The following is a 16,437-nucleotide window of genomic DNA, read 5'->3' as shown; positions in this document are numbered from 1 at the left end:
AAACGGCATCTATTAAAAAATGACACACGCCGGCTTGACGCAAAAAATAAAATGACCAATCATTATATCCGTATCTAAACCGGGCAATAAAAAAAGAGGCCGTATCAACCTCTTTAATGGCCTGCAGCGTTGTTCTTAGAAGCTGTTTAAAAACGATCCGGGAGCATCCGTATAACCATTAAAAGGTGCCAGCTTCTTATACCGACCGGATATCCGCAGCAGCCCCATTCCATTGGCCCGAACGGCTATCACACCCGCATTATACGGGAAAGTATCCGCCTAAATTATAATTTGTATTATTAGCAACGAACACAAGACAGCTTCTTCTGAACAAGCAGTGCCCGGGCCCCTGTGCAACAGATCAATCGAACGTTAACCTTTTCGGATCTGCTTTTACCGGCCGGGCTGTGGCAGGCGCTTCTTTAATGGTGCCTGTTTTTATTTTAACGGCCGCCGCTTGGGGAATTTCCTTTACTGCCCGAACCGGTTTTACCGGCCGGCTTTCTCCCAATTCCCGCATCTCTTTTTTTGCAGCCAAAGGTTTAACAATCCCCGGGCTCTTTTTCCTTACTTCCACAGGTTCGTTGATCTGCCCGATTTTTATTTTGAGCGGCGCCATCTCCGCACGGCTCATGACTGTTCCTGCAGCTTTAACACGCTCCTCCGGGCCGATCCCCGCAATGGCTTTGCCATCTGAATATTCCGCCTTTGCCATACCCTGTTCTTCCTTCACCGGGGTCAAAGGCGCCGGAGCCTTCTTTTCCGGAACCGGAGGTACCGGCGGCGGCGGTGGCGGCAATTCCGGGACTGTAGCCCTTTGTGATTCCGTCATTTTAAGATAGATCTTTACGAGCTGCTGAAGATGCTCTCCGTTGCCATTGTTCTGATCTTCCGACTCTTTCATGGCCGTCTGATAAAAATCCACGTATGTTTTCATTTCCCGTGCACTGGCTCCCTTACCCCCTGCCGGCTGTCCCTTTTTGGCCGGCGGTGGCGGTGGTGGTGGCGGCGGAATTTTTACTCCGTATTTTTTTTCAAATGCGTCCTGTTTTTCCCGGCTGCTGATATCTGCTTTTACTGTTTTCCCGTTCTTGTACGTTAAAACGGCAACCGCCTTTCCTTTGGGTGTAATCACGCTAAGCCTTTTAATATCGCCCGGCATTTTTTGTTCTTTTGGTGCCTTGGGCGGCGGTGGCGGCGGCTCCTGTGCGTACACCCGTTCCGCAAATATAAAAATAAGCAGGGCCAATACCGGGGCGACCATCACCGCCTTAATACCTGTTCTGAACCGATTTGTTTCTTGCTGTAACATAAGTAACCTTTTTTTTGTGGTTAAAAAATAGAAACTGCTTGCAAGCGGTATGGATTGATTTACGTAAATACTTTTTAACAGCAGCTGCTGATAGGCCACCCGGTGTTCCTGCCCGCCGGCAGCCGCCTGGTCTGCCAGGAACTCGTGATTGAGCCGGATGGCCCGCCGGTACAACAACACAAAAGGATTGAACCACAGCAGCGCACCGATAAACTCTGCCAGCACGATATCCCAGGTATGTTTTTGACGTGCATGCGCAAGCTCGTGTATAAGAATAGCGGTATCGATCCTGTGATGATCGAAATCCGCCTTATTCAAAAAGATATAATTCAAAAAAGAATGCGGTGTTGCCGGCTCGTCTGACAATACCAGCGTTGCACCTTCAAAAACACGTTGCTCATTTCCCTTTATCTTCTGCCTTATCTGGTATAAATGCAGGGCAAAACGCAGCAGCAATACCATACTTACCACTCCTGCTGCTACAAAAGACCATTGCATCAGCAGCTCCGGCCAGGGGGTGCTTTCCGGTACCGGAGGAATGAAGGCTCCTGCTGATGGCTGCTGCAGCACCGCCGGTTTCAGCCGGACTTCGATTACTGCCAGTGGAATCAGAAATGAGAACAGCATACTTCCCAGCAAGTAAAACCGGTTAAACCACAGCATTTTTTCCTTCTGCAAAAAGCCGTAATAAAAGGCGTACAGCAACCCGCTGCAGGCAATGACTTTTAAAAGATAAAGGATCATTTCTTCTTTTTTTGATCGGGCAATGATTGTATTTGCCGGTCCACTATTTTTTTCAGCTCCTCCAATTGCTCCTTGTTCAATTTTGCTTCCCGGGTAAAAAAGGAGGCGAACTGCAACACCGAATCGTCAAAATAATTTTTGATCATGCTGCTTACATACTTCGAAAAATAGTCCGCCTTTTTTATCAAAGGATGATATTCCCTCGAATTTCCATACTGGGTATAACCAATGACCCCCTTGTCGGTCATGCGCTTCAATAGCGTGGCTACCGTTGTACTCGCGGGTTTCGGATCCGGAAAAGCATCGATCAGGTCCTTCATAAATGCTCTTTCTGCTTTCCAGATATACTCCATCAGCTGCTCTTCCGATTTTGATAGCTTTATCATTCTACAAATATAGATTTGTTTCTACAAATGTAGAATAAAAACTGAAGTAACCAAATTTTTTTTTATAGAGCACCGCAGAAACGCTGAAACACTGGTTTTTTACCCCCGCGATGCATTTGCGGCCGATAGTTCCCTCCTGTACCCATAGATTGAAGCATTGACTTTCTGCAAATTCCTATCCAATAAAAAACAAATACAGGAGCCCTTACAGCCCAAAAAACTTCTGTGATGCTGTGCCTTCAGTGGCAGGCTTGTATAAAAAAGCCCCCGCGCTGCGGAGGCTGTATAAGGTTATTATGACCCTGTCATTCAGGCATTCTCTGCGACTTCCATACCCACCGGTACCGGTTCCTTCCAGTTCAGCTGCAACAGGTCGCAGGTTTCTGTTCTTACCTGGTAGCGCAACGCATCATTTTCTTCCAGGCTCTGTCCCAAAGAAGGGATCATGCTCTTTAATTTTTCGCTCCACTTCCCGTGAAAATGGTCGGGGAAACAGCGCTCCAGCAGCGTCAGCATAATGGATACGGCAGTAGAAGCTCCCGGGGAAGCTCCCAACAGCGCTCCGATGGTCCTGTCCTCGCTGGTGACGATCTCTGTTCCAAATTGCAGGGAAGCGCCTTTTTCCGCATCTTTATAAATGATCTGCACGCGCTGACCGGCCTCCTCCAGCTTCCAGTCCTCCGTTTTGGCCTCCGGATAAAATACCCGGAGCGCTTCAATCCGGTCTTCAACCGACAGGCTCAATTGCTGGACCAGGTATTTTTCCAGCTCATAATTCTTCAGTCCTACCCGCATCAACGAAACAATGTTCCAGTATTTAATGGATTCAAAGAGGTCCCAGTAAGAACCTTCCTTTAAGAATTTTGTGGAGAAGGTTGCAAACGGGCCAAACAGGATGGAGGTTTCCGCTCCCATTACACGGGTATCCAGGTGGGGCACACTCATGGGAGGCGCTCCTACCGAAGCCTGTCCATAAACCTTTGCGTGGTGTTTGCTCACCACTTCCGGGTTGCTGCATACCAGCCACTGTCCCCCAACGGGAAACCCGCCATAGAGCTTGCTCTCCGGGATATCACTGTCCTGCAGCAGGTGCAGCGATCCTCCGCCGGCCCCAATGAATACAAAACGGGAATAATAGATCGCTTTTTCGCCGGAGGAAAGGTCCTTCACCTTTACCTTCCAGCGGCCATCGTCCTGGCGGATCAGGTCATACACTTCATGCAGCAGGTGCAATTCTGTATTTCCCCGTTTTACCATATTGCCGATAAAGATATTCGTCAGCGCGCCGTAATCCACATCGGTGCCCAGGTCGGTATGGGTTGTGGCTATCTTTTCAGAGGAATCGCGGCCTTCCACTACCAGCGGGATCCAGTTCCGGATCACTTCGGGATCCTCGGAGTAGTCCATTCCCTGAAACAGTTTGTATTGCTGCAGGGCCTTATACCGTTTGCGCAGGTAGTGCACATCATTTTCTCCCCGTACAAAGCTCATATGCGGTACCGTACGGATAAAACGTTTCGGATCCCCGATCTGCCCCTCCTTTACAAGGTACGACCAAAACTGCTTGGACTGCTCAAATTGCTCAATAATGTCCAGCGCTTTTTTCGTTTCGATGGTCCCGTCTTCCTTCTCCGGGGTATAGTTCAGTTCGCACAAGGCAGCATGACCGGTACCGGCGTTGTTCCAGGCATCGGAACTTTCGCCGGCCACCTTGCCCAGACGTTCAAAAATATGGATGGAATGCCCTGGCTCCAGCTCGTTTATAAAAGCGCCCAGGGTTGCGCTCATGATCCCGGCACCGATCAATACCACTTCGGTCTCTATTTCTTTTCTTTTAGCCACGTTCCGCTATTTTATGCATTAAAATGTGGCGCAAAATTAAAAAGAACCGAAGACAATACCACTTTCGAAAACGTTATACTTTTTATTTTATTCCGGAAAGGCAGGAATAATCGTTCTATCCAACCCTCTTGCGCCCGTTGCTCTTTGCCAAAAATCCGTAATGAACTATATTGGGTAAAAAAAGATGATCTGGAAAAAACCCGTTGACCTGCGCCAGCTGAATATGACCCCGGATTATATGGGCAGCTACCTCGATATTACCTTTAGCGAAGTGACCGACAGCAGTCTTACCGCCATCATGCCGGTTACCTCAAAGGTCCGTCAGCCCTACGGCATCCTGCACGGTGGGGCGTCGGTAGTACTTGCAGAGACCGTTGGCTCCTATGCCAGCAGTCTTGTGATAGATACCGATCGTTTTATGGCAGTGGGAATGGAAGTGAACGCCAATCACCTGAAACCGGTTGCCTCCGGCGGGGTGCGGGCGGTTTGTACGCCGCTTCACCTTGGAAATAAGACCCATGTATGGGATATCCGTATTTACAATGATGCCGGCCAGCTCACCTGTGTAAGCCGGTTGACCGTTGCGGTCATCGAAAAACAAAAATTCACTTAAGATATCCTTTCTTTATCATTAATAACCAGCCTGTTATTTAGATCCACCTTATGAATCCGAGCCGGTAAATCATAATGAACCAGCATCAAATGATCTTTATAAATTTATGGTCCGGTCACCTCTGTAAACTGCCGGATCCGCAACTTCCCGCTGGCTAAGCCCAATAAAAAAACCTTCGCCGGAGCGAAGGTTTTAGCAATATTGTCGAACACGAGATACTAGTTGTTTTCAGGGGCCGGAGGTACATTGTTTCCACCTTCTTTCTTCTCCGGACGGGGGATCAGTGCTTTGCGGGACAACTTGAACTTTCCGGATTTCGGATCTGTTCCGATCAGTTTCACCTTCATCGCATCTCCTTCCTTCACCACTCCTTCCAGAGTTTCCAAACGCTTCCAGCTGATCTCACTGATATGCACCAGTCCCTGTTTGCCCGGCAGGAATTCTACGAACGCGCCAAACTCTTTGATCCCTTTTACCACTGCATCGTAAACTTCGCCCACTACAGGTACAGCTACAATGCCTTTGATCCAGTTCTCCGCTTTTTCAACTGCTGCTTTTTCCACACCAAAAATGCTGATCTCACCCCGGTTATTTACTTCCTCGATGTTGATGGTTGTTCCGGTCTCCCGCTGCATTTCCTGGATCACTTTACCGCCTGGCCCGATCACCGCACCGATAAATTCTTTATCAATGAACATCTTCACAACGCGCGGTGCATGTGACTTCACTTCCGGACGTGCTTCCTGAATGGCGTTGTACATGGATTCTAAAATGTGCAGACGACCCGCCTTCGCCTGGTCCAAAGCCTGCCGCATCACTTCCATCGGTAACCCGTCTACCTTAATGTCCATCTGTACACCGCAGATACCATCGCGAGTACCGGTCACTTTGAAATCCATATCGCCCAGGTGGTCTTCATCACCCAGGATATCACTTAAGATCGCAAATTTTTCACCTTTGGTGATCAGTCCCATTGCAATTCCGGAAACGTGCTTCGGAAGCGGCACTCCGGCATCCATCAGCGCCAGTGATCCGGCACATACAGTGGCCATTGAGCTGGAACCGTTCGACTCCAGGATATCGCTCACCACCCGTACGGTATAACCAAAATCTTCTCCTTCTTTGGGCATCATTTGTTTCAGCGAGCGCATTGCCAGGTTTCCGTGGCCTACCTCCCGACGGCCGGGGCCGCGCATCATTTTTACCTCACCGGTAGAAAACGGAGGAAAATTATAATGAAGGATGAATTTGGTATATGCTGATTTTGCTGCGGATTCAACCAGGAGCTCATCTAATCCGGTACCCAAGGTAACGGTTGTAAGAGACTGGGTTTCACCACGTGTAAACAAAGCTGATCCATGCGGCGAGGGTAATACATCCACTTCCATATCCAGCGGACGGATCTCGGTAAGGGAACGCCCGTCCAGCCGCACACGCTCATCCAGGATCATGTCGCGCACCACATCATACTGAAGATCGCTGTAATAGTTGGCCACCATCCTTTTCTTTTCCGTTGTAAATGGATTCTCTTCCGTTGCCGCCTCTTCAAAAAGAGCAACTAACTCATCATAAACTCCTGAAAATTTATCACTTCTATCGTGCTTGCTTAATTTTCCTTTAGCAATTTCATACACTTTGGATTGGGCAAACCCATACACTTTTTCGCGAATGGCTTCATCCTGTGCCGGTTTTGTATAATCCCGTTTGCCCGTTACACCCTTCAGCGCACGCAGTTCTTCCTGCGCGCTGATCTGAATACGGATGGCCTCATGTGCCACTCCCAGGACTGCAACCAGGTCGGCTTCGCTGCATTCTTCAGCCTCGCCTTCCACCATCATCAGGTTCTTTTCGGTAGCGGCAATGATGAAGTCAATATCGGAATTTTCCAGCTCGGTACGGCTGGGGTTAATTTTGAATTTACCGTCCACACGTCCTACCCGAACTTCGCTGATGATCTCTTTGATCGGCACATCGGAAACTGCCAGTGCAGCCGAAGCCGCCAGGCAAGCCATTGCATCGGGCAGTATTTCAGGATCACTGCTGATCAGGGTAACCAACACCTGCACTTCGCACAGATAATCTTCGGGGAACAACGGACGCAGCGCCCGGTCGATTAACCGGGAGATCAATACTTCCGAATCGCTCAGGCGCCCTTCCCTTTTAAAGAAAGACCCCGGGATGCGGCCGGCAGAAGCAAATTTTTCCTGATAGTCTACAGTCAGCGGAAAAAAGCTCTGCCCTTCCTTCGGTTCTTTGTTGGCCACCACGGTAGCCAGGATCATACATTTGCCACTGGATACCGTTACGGATCCATCGGCCTGGCGGGCCAAGCGGCCGGTCTCTATGGTTATTTCCCGGCCATCGCCTATGTCGAATACCTTTCTGATAGGTTGTTGTAACATAAAATAAAATTGAAAATTTTTAATTAATAATAAACCCGGCAACAGCAGTGCGATCTTCTTTGCAGCCGCCCCGGCTTGCAGGCCGGTGCCTTATCGGGCAATAAGACGGCATGTTCTTTCAGCTTATCCAACCATTGCCTTTTCCTGTACCAGGATGGGTTGTAGCATTTCTGTCTGGCAAAATCATCACTTGTAACAAGTGGGAAGGGGTAAAAAAGTTATTCCCAACATCCGCCGGACATTGGGAATAGATATTATAATAGCATTGATTGCAACAATCAAAAACCGGATAAAACATTCACCAATACCCCTTGGGTTGGCGATCTTATTTTCTCAGACCCAGTTTTTCGATCAATGCGCGGTAACCTTCCAGGTTGTGTTTCTGCAGGTATGCCAGCAAGCGTTTGCGCTTACCAACCAGCTGCATGATTCCGCGGTGGGATGAGAAATCTTTTTTATTTTCTTTTAAGTGGGCGCTTACCTGCGCAATACGCTCAGTCAGCTGAGCCACCTGTCCTTCAATGGAACCGGTGTTGGTCGCTTTACCGCCAAATTCGGTAAAAATAGCTACGTTTCTTTCTTTTGTGATTGGCATCTTTAAACTTTTAAACGGTCATCCGATTTTTTTCTATTCAATAATTTCGGCTGCAAAGGTAACGTATTAACCGGAAATTACAAATAATTATGTGCGCGGATAAATTAATTCTTTATATGGTTCCCAAACCTGGAACTAACATAAAAAATTGATTACCATCAATATGCCGTTGCAAGCGCCCGTTCTTCAAAACAGTCCCGATCCCCTGTTTTCAGCGGAACGGTGCCGGGTGCCGTAACGAATGACCGTTTATCCCGGCAACAATTCCAAATTTGGATATACAACCTGACAAAATTGTGAATACAAAAGATCTCCGTAAGCAAGCCCCGGCTGTTCAAAGTCATTCCTTTTTAAGAACTTCCCCTCTTTCGCCCTTTAGTTCCGTTTCAGAAATAATTTCGAAGGTATAGCCGGTCTCACGGTTCGGGTCCTTATACTTCAGCTTTCCCCCTTTGATCTTATAGTATCCATCCCATACGATATCTCCGCTTCCCGGATAAAAGAATGCGCGGCCATCAGATCTCAACTCAATATGCATGGGACCTGAGTATTCGCCATACCCGCTGCCATTCACCTGCGTAAAGGTCATATCCTCGTTTACATCCAATTTCTTTGAACAACTCAAAAACAACATAACGCCAATCAAGGCAAAGCAGATCCTGTTTATCATAACCAGTAATTTATTTATATAACGGTCATATCTTATACAACGCAACAGGACGGCAAGACAAAATAAAAACTCCTGACAGCCACGAAAAGATTTGTATTCCCCCTTTTTGTAAAAAAACCAGGGTAAATATTTTTTTAAACAACTGCTTTTAGATACTTTTAACAAATATTGTGTATTCAGTACATAATAAATTATACATGAGGGCCTCTTAAAACTAAATCGAATTAACGAATCAACAGGAATGCGTATGAAAATCAAATCGCTTGCAACAAGCCTTTGGGCTTTTGTGCTGTTACTTGCATTTTCCCCTGCTATTGCCCAAACAAAAACCATAACGGGCAAGGTTACGGATGACAAGAGCCAGCCGGTGGCAGGAGCCACCATTGAAATAAAGGGTACTCAAACGGCTACCCTTTCCAAAGATGACGGAACATTTTCCATCCATGTTTCCCCGGATGCAAAAACATTGCAGGTCTCTTTTATCGGATTTGCCACACAGGATGTTGCCATTACCGATGGGGAACTGGCCGTGATGCTGCAACCCGCCCAGCAGGCGCTCGACGAGGTGGTGGTGATCGGCTATGGTACTGCGCGCAAAAAAGATCTTACCGGCGCGATGGTTACCATTAACGAAAAGAATTTCAACAAAGGGATCATGACCAACCCCGACCAGCTCATCCAGGGTAAAACGCCCGGGGTGATGGTGATCAATAACACGGGGCAACCGGGTGGTACCGTAACCGTGCGCATCCGCGGGAACTCCTCCATCCGGGCGAGCAACAATCCCCTGTTTGTACTGGACGGGATACCGATGTCCGGAAACTCACCCCTGCCCGCGGGGAGAGGCGATTTCTCTTCTGACCGGGGCAACCCCCTTACCTACCTGAACCCCGGCGATATCGCCAGTATGGATATATTAAAAGACGCTTCCGCTACGGCCATCTACGGCTCCCGCGGTGCCAACGGCGTGGTACTGATCACCACAAAAAAAGGCAAGGCAGGGCAACCGGTTATTTCAGCCGGAGCTTCCGTCGGAACCTCCAGGATCCGGGAATACCCGCAAATACTGGATGCCAACCAATTCCGGGAAGCAGTGAAATTTTATACTCCTGATGACCTCAGCACTGCCGACTTCGGAAGCAATGAAGATGCGTTTAAAGCCATCACCCGGAATGCCATCACCCAAAATTACTATGCCGATGTATCCGGAGGCACCGAGCACGGCAAGTACCGGCTGTCCGGAGGATATATGAATCAGAATGGGATCATTATCGGATCCCAGTTAAAAAAGTACACCGCAAACTTTACGGGAAATTTCCGTTTTCTTGAGAGCAGAAGACTGGGGCTGGACTTTTCATTATTTATTACACAAATGAATAATAAATATGCCCCGATCAGCGCCATGGTAGGCTCACAGGGAAACGTGATCTCCCAGGCCCTTCAATGGAACCCCACACGTCCGCTTCGGGATGAGAACGGGAATCTTACCTTTGTAAGTACCACAACCAGAAACCCCTTAGCCAGTATCGAAGCCTTCAAGGACCAGGCCGTAACCAATACCATTGTTGCCAACATCGCACCTTATTATAAAATAACCGATGACCTGGAGTATAAGCTCATGTACAGCGTTATGCGGCAGGTGGGAAGCCGCCGGGGCATGTTCCGCGCCGGGCTGATCAACCCGGACAACGTGAACAATGAAGAAGCATTCATCTCAAACAATGCGGAAACCAACCAGCAGATGACCCATACGCTCTCCTACAACAAGCAGATCAACCCGGACCTGAGCGTTAATGCCGTTGCCGGTTATGAATACCTGGATTATGACTTTGACAACAATGCCAGCTATGGAAGAGGCTTTAATTATCTGGGACTGGACTACTGGGACTATTTACAGTACACCACCGTTTCCACCCGGGAGATCGCCTCTTACAGAAGTCCTACCAACCAGCTGCAGTCGCAGTTCCTGAGGGGTGCATTCAATTACCTGGACCGGTATCTTTTAACAGCAACGGTACGAAGGGACGGATCCACCAAATTTGGTAAAAACAACAAGTATGCTGTTTTTCCATCCCTTGCTTTTGCATGGAACCTGGCAGAAGAGGATTTTTTAAAAAGCAATAGCCGTATCAACCAGCTAAAGCTCCGCCTGGGCTGGGGAAAGACCGGCAACCAGGAATTCATTTCCGGGGCGGCCCTCAACCGGTTCGTTTTTGGCACGGGCGTGTATAACCAAACCAATATCAAAAACGATGATCTGAAGTGGGAGACCTCCACCACATTGAATGCCGGTATCGATTTTGCCCTGTTCAACAACCGGCTTTATGGCTCCATTGATTATTTCAACAAGACCACCACAGATGCGCTGTTTGAGCAAACCCTGGCACCGCCCGGACCCGCCGGCCGCATCTGGGTAAACCTGGAAGGCGAGATCATCAACAAGGGTGTGGAAATCGCTTTGACAGGAAATGTGATCAGAAATAACGGGTGGAACTGGGATGTTTCGGCCAATGCCACTTTTCTCAAAAACAGTGTAAACGGTCTGCTGGGCTATTACGAAACGGCAGCGCTGCGGGGGCAGGGCTTTTCGGGTGTAACCGGACAGCGGATGGTCAACGACCAGCCCCTGAATGCCTGGTACCTTGCCCGGTTCGAAGGCATCGACCCCAGCACAGGCATGAGCATGTACAGGGGCCTGGATGGCAGCATCAGCACCACCAATGATCCGGCTACCAATAAATTTTACCTAAACAGCCCGAATCCCAAAACACTGCTGGGTATCTCCACCACCCTTACGTATAAAAAGTTCAGCCTGGGAGCCAATATGAACGGGGCATTCGGGCACTATTTATTCAACAATACGGCCGCCACCACATTGGGGATCAGTAATCTTTCCGCAAGAAATATCGGTTCGGCATTCTTCAATACGGCGGTAAAAGAATCGCCTTCCAACTCCGCCGCTCCTTCCGACCGCTATCTTGAAAAAGGCAATTATATGAAGATGGCAAATATGACCCTTAGCTACAAAGTAGGAGACATCGGCAGCACGCTGAAGAATTTCAATATTTCATTAACCGGTCAAAACTTATTTATCATCACCAAATACACCGGCTTTGATCCGGAGGTAAACACGGATGGCGCTACCGGGGGGATCGCTTCCCTGGGTATCGAATACCTGCCCTATCCCCCGGCAAGGACCATTTTATTAGGAATTAATTTTTCGCTCTAAATAAGCAACGAATATGAAATCAAAATATTTAATCTATACAACAATACTGGGCGTCCTGATCTTTGGAGCTTCCTGCACCAAGCTCAACGAAGAATTCAGGGGCGAACTGGAAGAAGGCAGCGGCGGTATAGTGGATCCCGCAGCCCTGCTTACGTCAACATACAGCTCTTTTAACACTCCCTACCAGCAGGAGCAGCGGTGGGTGCTGCAGGAAATATCCACCGATGCGGCGATGGCACCCACGCGCGGCGGCGACTGGGATGATAACGGCATGCACCGGTCCATACACCTGCATACCTGGAATGCGGATAACGGTTATATGAACAATACCTTTGTAAGCCTCGGCACGCTCGTTTTCAACGCCACGAATGTATTGAGATTTAACCCGAGCCCCCAGCAGGAAGCAGAGGCCCGTTTCATCCGGGCGATGGCCCTGTTTGACTTTATCGACCTGTTTGGGGTTGCCCCCATCCGGGAAGGCGCTTCGCTGGAAGACTACAAGATCGCCCCAAAAGTGATGCAGCCCGCGGAAGCAATCGATTTTATCATTCAGGAGCTTACCGCAGCCATGCCCAGTCTTCCGCAGGGAGACACCAAGTCGGCCTACGTAGCCAGCAAGAATGCAGCCCGGGCGCTTTTGATGAAGGTCTATTTAAACAAAGGTGCTTTCATAAACCGGCAATCACCAGAGTTTGACGTTGCAGACATGAATCGTGTAGTGACGCTGGCCAAAGAGATCACCGCGTCGGGCAAGTACAGCATTTCACCAGCCGGGAAGTATTTCGATAACTTTGCGCCGGACAACGACGTTAAATCCACCGAAAATATTTTTACCCTGTTCAATCAGAACGGTGTAAGAGGCGGAAACGTAGACCGGACCTGGAATACCATTGCGCACTACAATATGACCCCCGGCGGCTGGAACGGCTGGTGTACCCTGTCGGACTACTACGACAAGTTTGGAGCTACCGATGAGCGAAGGGGTATTTATTATGATTATCCCGCAGATACCACCAGTAACCGGAAAAAGGGTTACCACCGTCAGAATGTGGGCTTCTTCGCCGGGCAGCAATACGACTGGAAGACCAATCAGCCATTGATGGCAAGAAATCCGTCCAATGCTCCGCTGGTATTTACACGCGAGGTATCCATAAGGACTTCAGGAGCGACCCTCGAAACCGCCGGCATCCGCCCGATGAAATACGCATTTGACTATGCCAGCAACGGGCAGCGCAATAACGACTGGGTCGTTTACCGGTATTCCGATGTATTGCTGATGCAGGCCGAAGCCATTTTAAGAGGCGCTACGGGTACGCCGGCGGAAGTATTGTTACTGGTAAACGGGATCCGTGCCAAACGGGGCGCTGTTTCCCTGGGTTCTGTTAACCTGGATGCGCTGCTCGACGAACGTGCCCGGGAATTATATTGGGAAGGTTGGAGAAGGCAGGACCTGATCCGCTTTGGTAAATTCCTCCAGGCCTGGCAGGAAAAAGCTGCCGATCCGGATCCCAAAACATTGGTTTACCCCATCCCGAGCCAGCAGATCCCGGTGAACCCGAACCTGAAACAAAACCCGGGCTATTGATAAAAGCCCGGTGATATCATTTTTAATGAACCGGTATTCATCTTATTAAAATGTGTGTCATCTTAAATGGTCTGAAAGCGTTGACCATGGCCCGTGCCGCGCTCAGCGTCCACATTGACCGGCCAATAAATTTATAAAGATCATTTTGCTACCGGTTCATTATACATGCGGATCAATAAACACAGCGTATCCTGCCCGGCGCCAGGGCGGGAGTTCGGTATGACAGCATGCTATAATTGACTCTTGAAACGGTCCTTTTTTATTGACATAATTTTCGCAACCCATGCCGGAGGCTCATAAAAAGAAGCCCCGGTTACAGCGGACATGGCCGGTCAGTCATACGGCAAGGTTCCCACGCGTTTCCGGATCCGCCTGGAAACAAAAACATAGTTGATGTTCCTTACAAAATGATAGTACCGCTTCCAGATATTTGCATAGGGATACAGGCGCTCTACGATATACATCAGGTTCTTTACCGTGCGCGGGCCATTGCATACCCATTGAATGAAGCCCTCTTTGGTCATGGTTTTATAAAACAACCTTTTGGGAACTTTTATCGCCCCGGGATCGGGAGCATATACATCAAATTGCCGCAATACCTTGCAGGAATAGTCAAACAGGTCTTCCTTTTTTTCATCAATGGCCAGTTGCCGGGCTTCCCGCCAGACAAGATCGTTCATCACTTCCTGCAGCGAGGCCATATCAACGATCCAGTTCAGGTTGTCCCTGTTGGCCATATCCGCCGCATGGATAAGGATCATAAACACCTCATAAGCCAGTGCCGGCTTCCGGGCCGCCCGTAAAGCCGGGTGGGGAACCAGGTGCTCCCATAGCTGATCCGTAAACCGTCTGGTGCAGTTGGATCCTATTTTCCAATGAAGATCAATAAACGTATCATTGTTGCGGTTGGTACAGGAAATCGCATGCCCGAAATCGAGCAACAGCCCGGGCTTTTCTTCTAAACAGGTCGCCTCCAATGGTTCGGGAATAAAATCCAGCCGCCTCAATACGCCGATCGCCTCCGGTAGCTGCTGCACCGGAACCAGCAGATCAAAATCGCTCATCGGTCTTAACTCCGCCCGTTCGTAATATTGTTTGATGGAGGCGCCTTTGATGACCGCCACTCCGATCCCCCCGGCCAGGAAGGCCGCATGTACCCGGGAGAGCTGGTTGCTGATATGCTGTGTGCGCAGCCACCAGTACTTGTAGATCACCTTCAGCCGCTTGTCGTGCAGGCACCTGATCCCCTCCTGCTGATTTTTGTACAACAGGTACGGCACCAGGCGCGAAGAGCTGAAATCAAGATCCATGATCTGTACCTCTTCCTCCCAGGCACGGACATAAGCGGTGCGCGTGGCTTTGTCGCCGGCCAGGCAGGCACGCACCAGCATGGTCTGTGCCACGCTCAGGTTATCAATGGGATCAGAAAGAATGGGTTTCATCGGCAATATATTCAAAACCGGGTTGATGACTGATGATAATGATGATCCGGTTTTCTTTTAACCGGACAAGCTCCTGTTTGAGCATGCGAATGCTGTATGCATCCAGATGATTAAGCGGTTCATCAAGAATGAGCAGCTCGCTCGGGCGCAACAGTTCGCGGATCAGGGCAATACGCTTTGCTTCGCCGCCGGACAGCCCTTCCCCCCGCTCCCCTACACGGCGCTCCCCGGCACAGCTGCCGGCCGGCAATAAACGGGATAACCAGGACCCGCTTAATGCCGCCCAGGCTTTTTCGGGCTCCTGATGACCAAAAGTGGCATTCTCTTTTATGCTGCCCGTAAATACCGGTGCGTCCTGATCCAAAAGCCCAAAGCGGGGACGCAAGGTTTTTAATACATCCCAGTCTGCCTGTGCTCCGTTTACCAATAAGCATCCTTGTTGTGGCCGCAGCAGGCCCAGGAGTATATGGGCCGCTGTAGACTTTCCGCTGCCATTCCGGCCCCGCCAGAGGTAGATCTTCCCCCGCACCAGGTCGAGGTCCAATCCTTTTATTCCGGCCTTTTCGTTATAAAAATAGCCGACTCCCCTGAAGGATATTTGTCCGATGCTTTGATTATCGCAAGGCAGCGGGCACGCAATGCGTTCTTCTTCAAGATCGAAAAATGAAGCCAGGGTAAGTGCTGCGTCCTGTCCTTCCAGCAGCTGGCTTACGGCACCGGGTACTTGCATCAGGTTGCTTTGCACCATGCTTACCAGCAACAGCACCAGAAGCAGCTCGCCAAACTGTACATACCCCTGCTGCAGCCAAAAGATACCCACCAGGAAAATCAGGACGCGCACCACATTGCCTGCAGCCTGATTGACGATCCGCCACCGCGACTGCTGGCGGAGCTTCTCTGAATTGGATTCGAGGAAGCTGTCGGTTTCCGCATGGTTCTGGTCTGCAGACCGCGCATAGCCCCGGCCCATCCGGACCAGGTCGAACTGATCAACGCTCCTGGCCACCCAGTGATGCTGCCTGCGCCAGGCATCATGGAACCGCTGAATAGCGGGCCGCTGCTTTCGCATAGCATAAAGATGAAGCCCCCCAAGAACCGCCAGCGCTCCGATGCACAATAAGAACAACGGAAAGCTGATCAGTGCCATGACAACGATCAGCGCCGCTGCAACGATACCATTAACAGCAAGCACCTCCAGCACCGCTCCCATCGCACCGCGCAAGCGCCAGGCCTCTACCATCATCATATCAAAATAGTACACCCGGTTCTTCCGGTGGAAGGTGAGCCAGTCGAGCGCATTTATTTTTTTCCAGATGCGTTCCGTAAGTTCGAGTGAAAAAGTTTTCAACAACACAATATTGATCTCAGACTGCCGGTAGGACGCAACGCTGCTGCCGATGAACAACAGCAAAACCGCCAGCACACCGGGAAGCAGCTCACCCAAATGCGGCAGCGCATCCGTTTTAAGATAGCGATACAGGAAATAAGGCCATGCGGTTGCAGCCAGTATCCGAAAGATCCCGTAGGCCATTGTCGATACCAACTGCTTTTTCGGGATCATCCGGAGAAAGCCGGACCACCGCAGATATTTATTGACCCGGTCTTCAGGCATGGAGG

Annotated in this window: 11 protein-coding genes; 3 read left to right on the top strand and 8 right to left on the bottom strand. The window is 49.7% G+C overall.

Features of this window, described 5'->3' with window-relative positions:
* Positions 1-361 precede the first annotated feature (361 nt).
* The 3 genes from B160_RS0115880 to mqo all read right to left on the bottom strand — a co-directional run bounded on the left by B160_RS0115880 (position 362) and on the right by mqo (position 4,284).
* Positions 362-2,056, bottom strand: coding sequence for a M56 family metallopeptidase (locus tag B160_RS0115880; RefSeq protein WP_018628923.1), 1,695 nt, complete (start codon positions 2,054-2,056; stop codon positions 362-364).
* Positions 2,053-2,442: a BlaI/MecI/CopY family transcriptional regulator gene (locus tag B160_RS0115875; protein ID WP_018628922.1), complete on the bottom strand. Its 390-nt coding sequence runs from the start codon at positions 2,440-2,442 to the stop codon at positions 2,053-2,055. The genes B160_RS0115880 and B160_RS0115875 overlap by 4 nt, the downstream gene beginning before the upstream one ends.
* A gap of 309 nt (positions 2,443-2,751) precedes the next feature.
* Positions 2,752-4,284, bottom strand: coding sequence for a malate dehydrogenase (quinone) (mqo, locus tag B160_RS0115870; RefSeq protein ID WP_018628921.1), 1,533 nt, complete (start codon positions 4,282-4,284; stop codon positions 2,752-2,754).
* A gap of 184 nt (positions 4,285-4,468) precedes the next feature.
* On the opposite strand from mqo, the gene B160_RS0115865 reads away from it, so the two are divergent.
* A complete protein-coding gene (locus B160_RS0115865; RefSeq protein ID WP_018628920.1) occupies positions 4,469-4,897 on the top strand; it encodes a hotdog fold thioesterase in 429 nt (142 codons plus the stop codon).
* Positions 4,898-5,115: 218 nt separating this feature from the next.
* On the opposite strand, the gene pnp is transcribed toward B160_RS0115865, so the two are convergent.
* From pnp to B160_RS29315, 3 genes are all read right to left on the bottom strand, one after another.
* Positions 5,116-7,299 carry a polyribonucleotide nucleotidyltransferase gene (pnp, locus tag B160_RS0115855; RefSeq protein WP_051107184.1) on the bottom strand — a complete coding sequence of 728 codons (2,184 nt, stop codon included), beginning with the start codon at positions 7,297-7,299 and terminating at the stop codon, positions 5,116-5,118.
* A 325-nt stretch (positions 7,300-7,624) separates the two neighbouring features.
* Positions 7,625-7,894 (bottom strand): 30S ribosomal protein S15, encoded by a 270-nt coding sequence (gene rpsO, locus B160_RS0115850; protein ID WP_018628917.1) that lies wholly within the window; start codon positions 7,892-7,894, stop codon positions 7,625-7,627.
* 340 nt (positions 7,895-8,234) lie between these two features.
* Positions 8,235-8,564: a hypothetical protein gene (locus B160_RS29315; RefSeq protein ID WP_026309813.1), complete on the bottom strand. Its 330-nt coding sequence runs from the start codon at positions 8,562-8,564 to the stop codon at positions 8,235-8,237.
* A gap of 247 nt (positions 8,565-8,811) precedes the next feature.
* Here B160_RS29315 and B160_RS0115835 point away from each other — a divergent pair, with 247 nt between their 5' ends.
* Together B160_RS0115835 and B160_RS0115830 are read left to right on the top strand one after the other, a co-directional pair.
* Positions 8,812-11,793 carry a SusC/RagA family TonB-linked outer membrane protein gene (locus tag B160_RS0115835; RefSeq protein ID WP_018628914.1) on the top strand — a complete coding sequence of 994 codons (2,982 nt, stop codon included), beginning with the start codon at positions 8,812-8,814 and terminating at the stop codon, positions 11,791-11,793.
* Positions 11,794-11,806: 13 nt separating this feature from the next.
* Positions 11,807-13,378, top strand: a complete 1,572-nt coding sequence (locus B160_RS0115830; protein WP_018628913.1) for a RagB/SusD family nutrient uptake outer membrane protein — start codon at positions 11,807-11,809, stop codon at positions 13,376-13,378.
* Between the two features lie 332 nt (positions 13,379-13,710).
* On the opposite strand, the gene B160_RS0115825 is transcribed toward B160_RS0115830, so the two are convergent.
* On the bottom strand, positions 13,711-14,820 hold the full coding sequence (locus tag B160_RS0115825) for a nucleotidyltransferase family protein (RefSeq protein ID WP_018628912.1): 1,110 nt from the start codon (positions 14,818-14,820) through the stop codon (positions 13,711-13,713).
* Entirely contained in the window at positions 14,801-16,432 is a 1,632-nt protein-coding gene (locus tag B160_RS0115820) for an ATP-binding cassette domain-containing protein (RefSeq protein WP_018628911.1), read from the bottom strand. Before B160_RS0115820 ends, B160_RS0115825 begins: the two co-directional genes overlap by 20 nt.
* Between the last annotated feature and the right edge of the window lie 5 nt (positions 16,433-16,437).

The sequence above is a fragment of the Niabella aurantiaca DSM 17617 genome, from assembly GCF_000374125.1.
In the GTDB taxonomy this organism is placed as follows: domain Bacteria; phylum Bacteroidota; class Bacteroidia; order Chitinophagales; family Chitinophagaceae; genus Niabella; species Niabella aurantiaca.
This window is presented reverse-complemented; position numbering and strand designations above follow the sequence as displayed.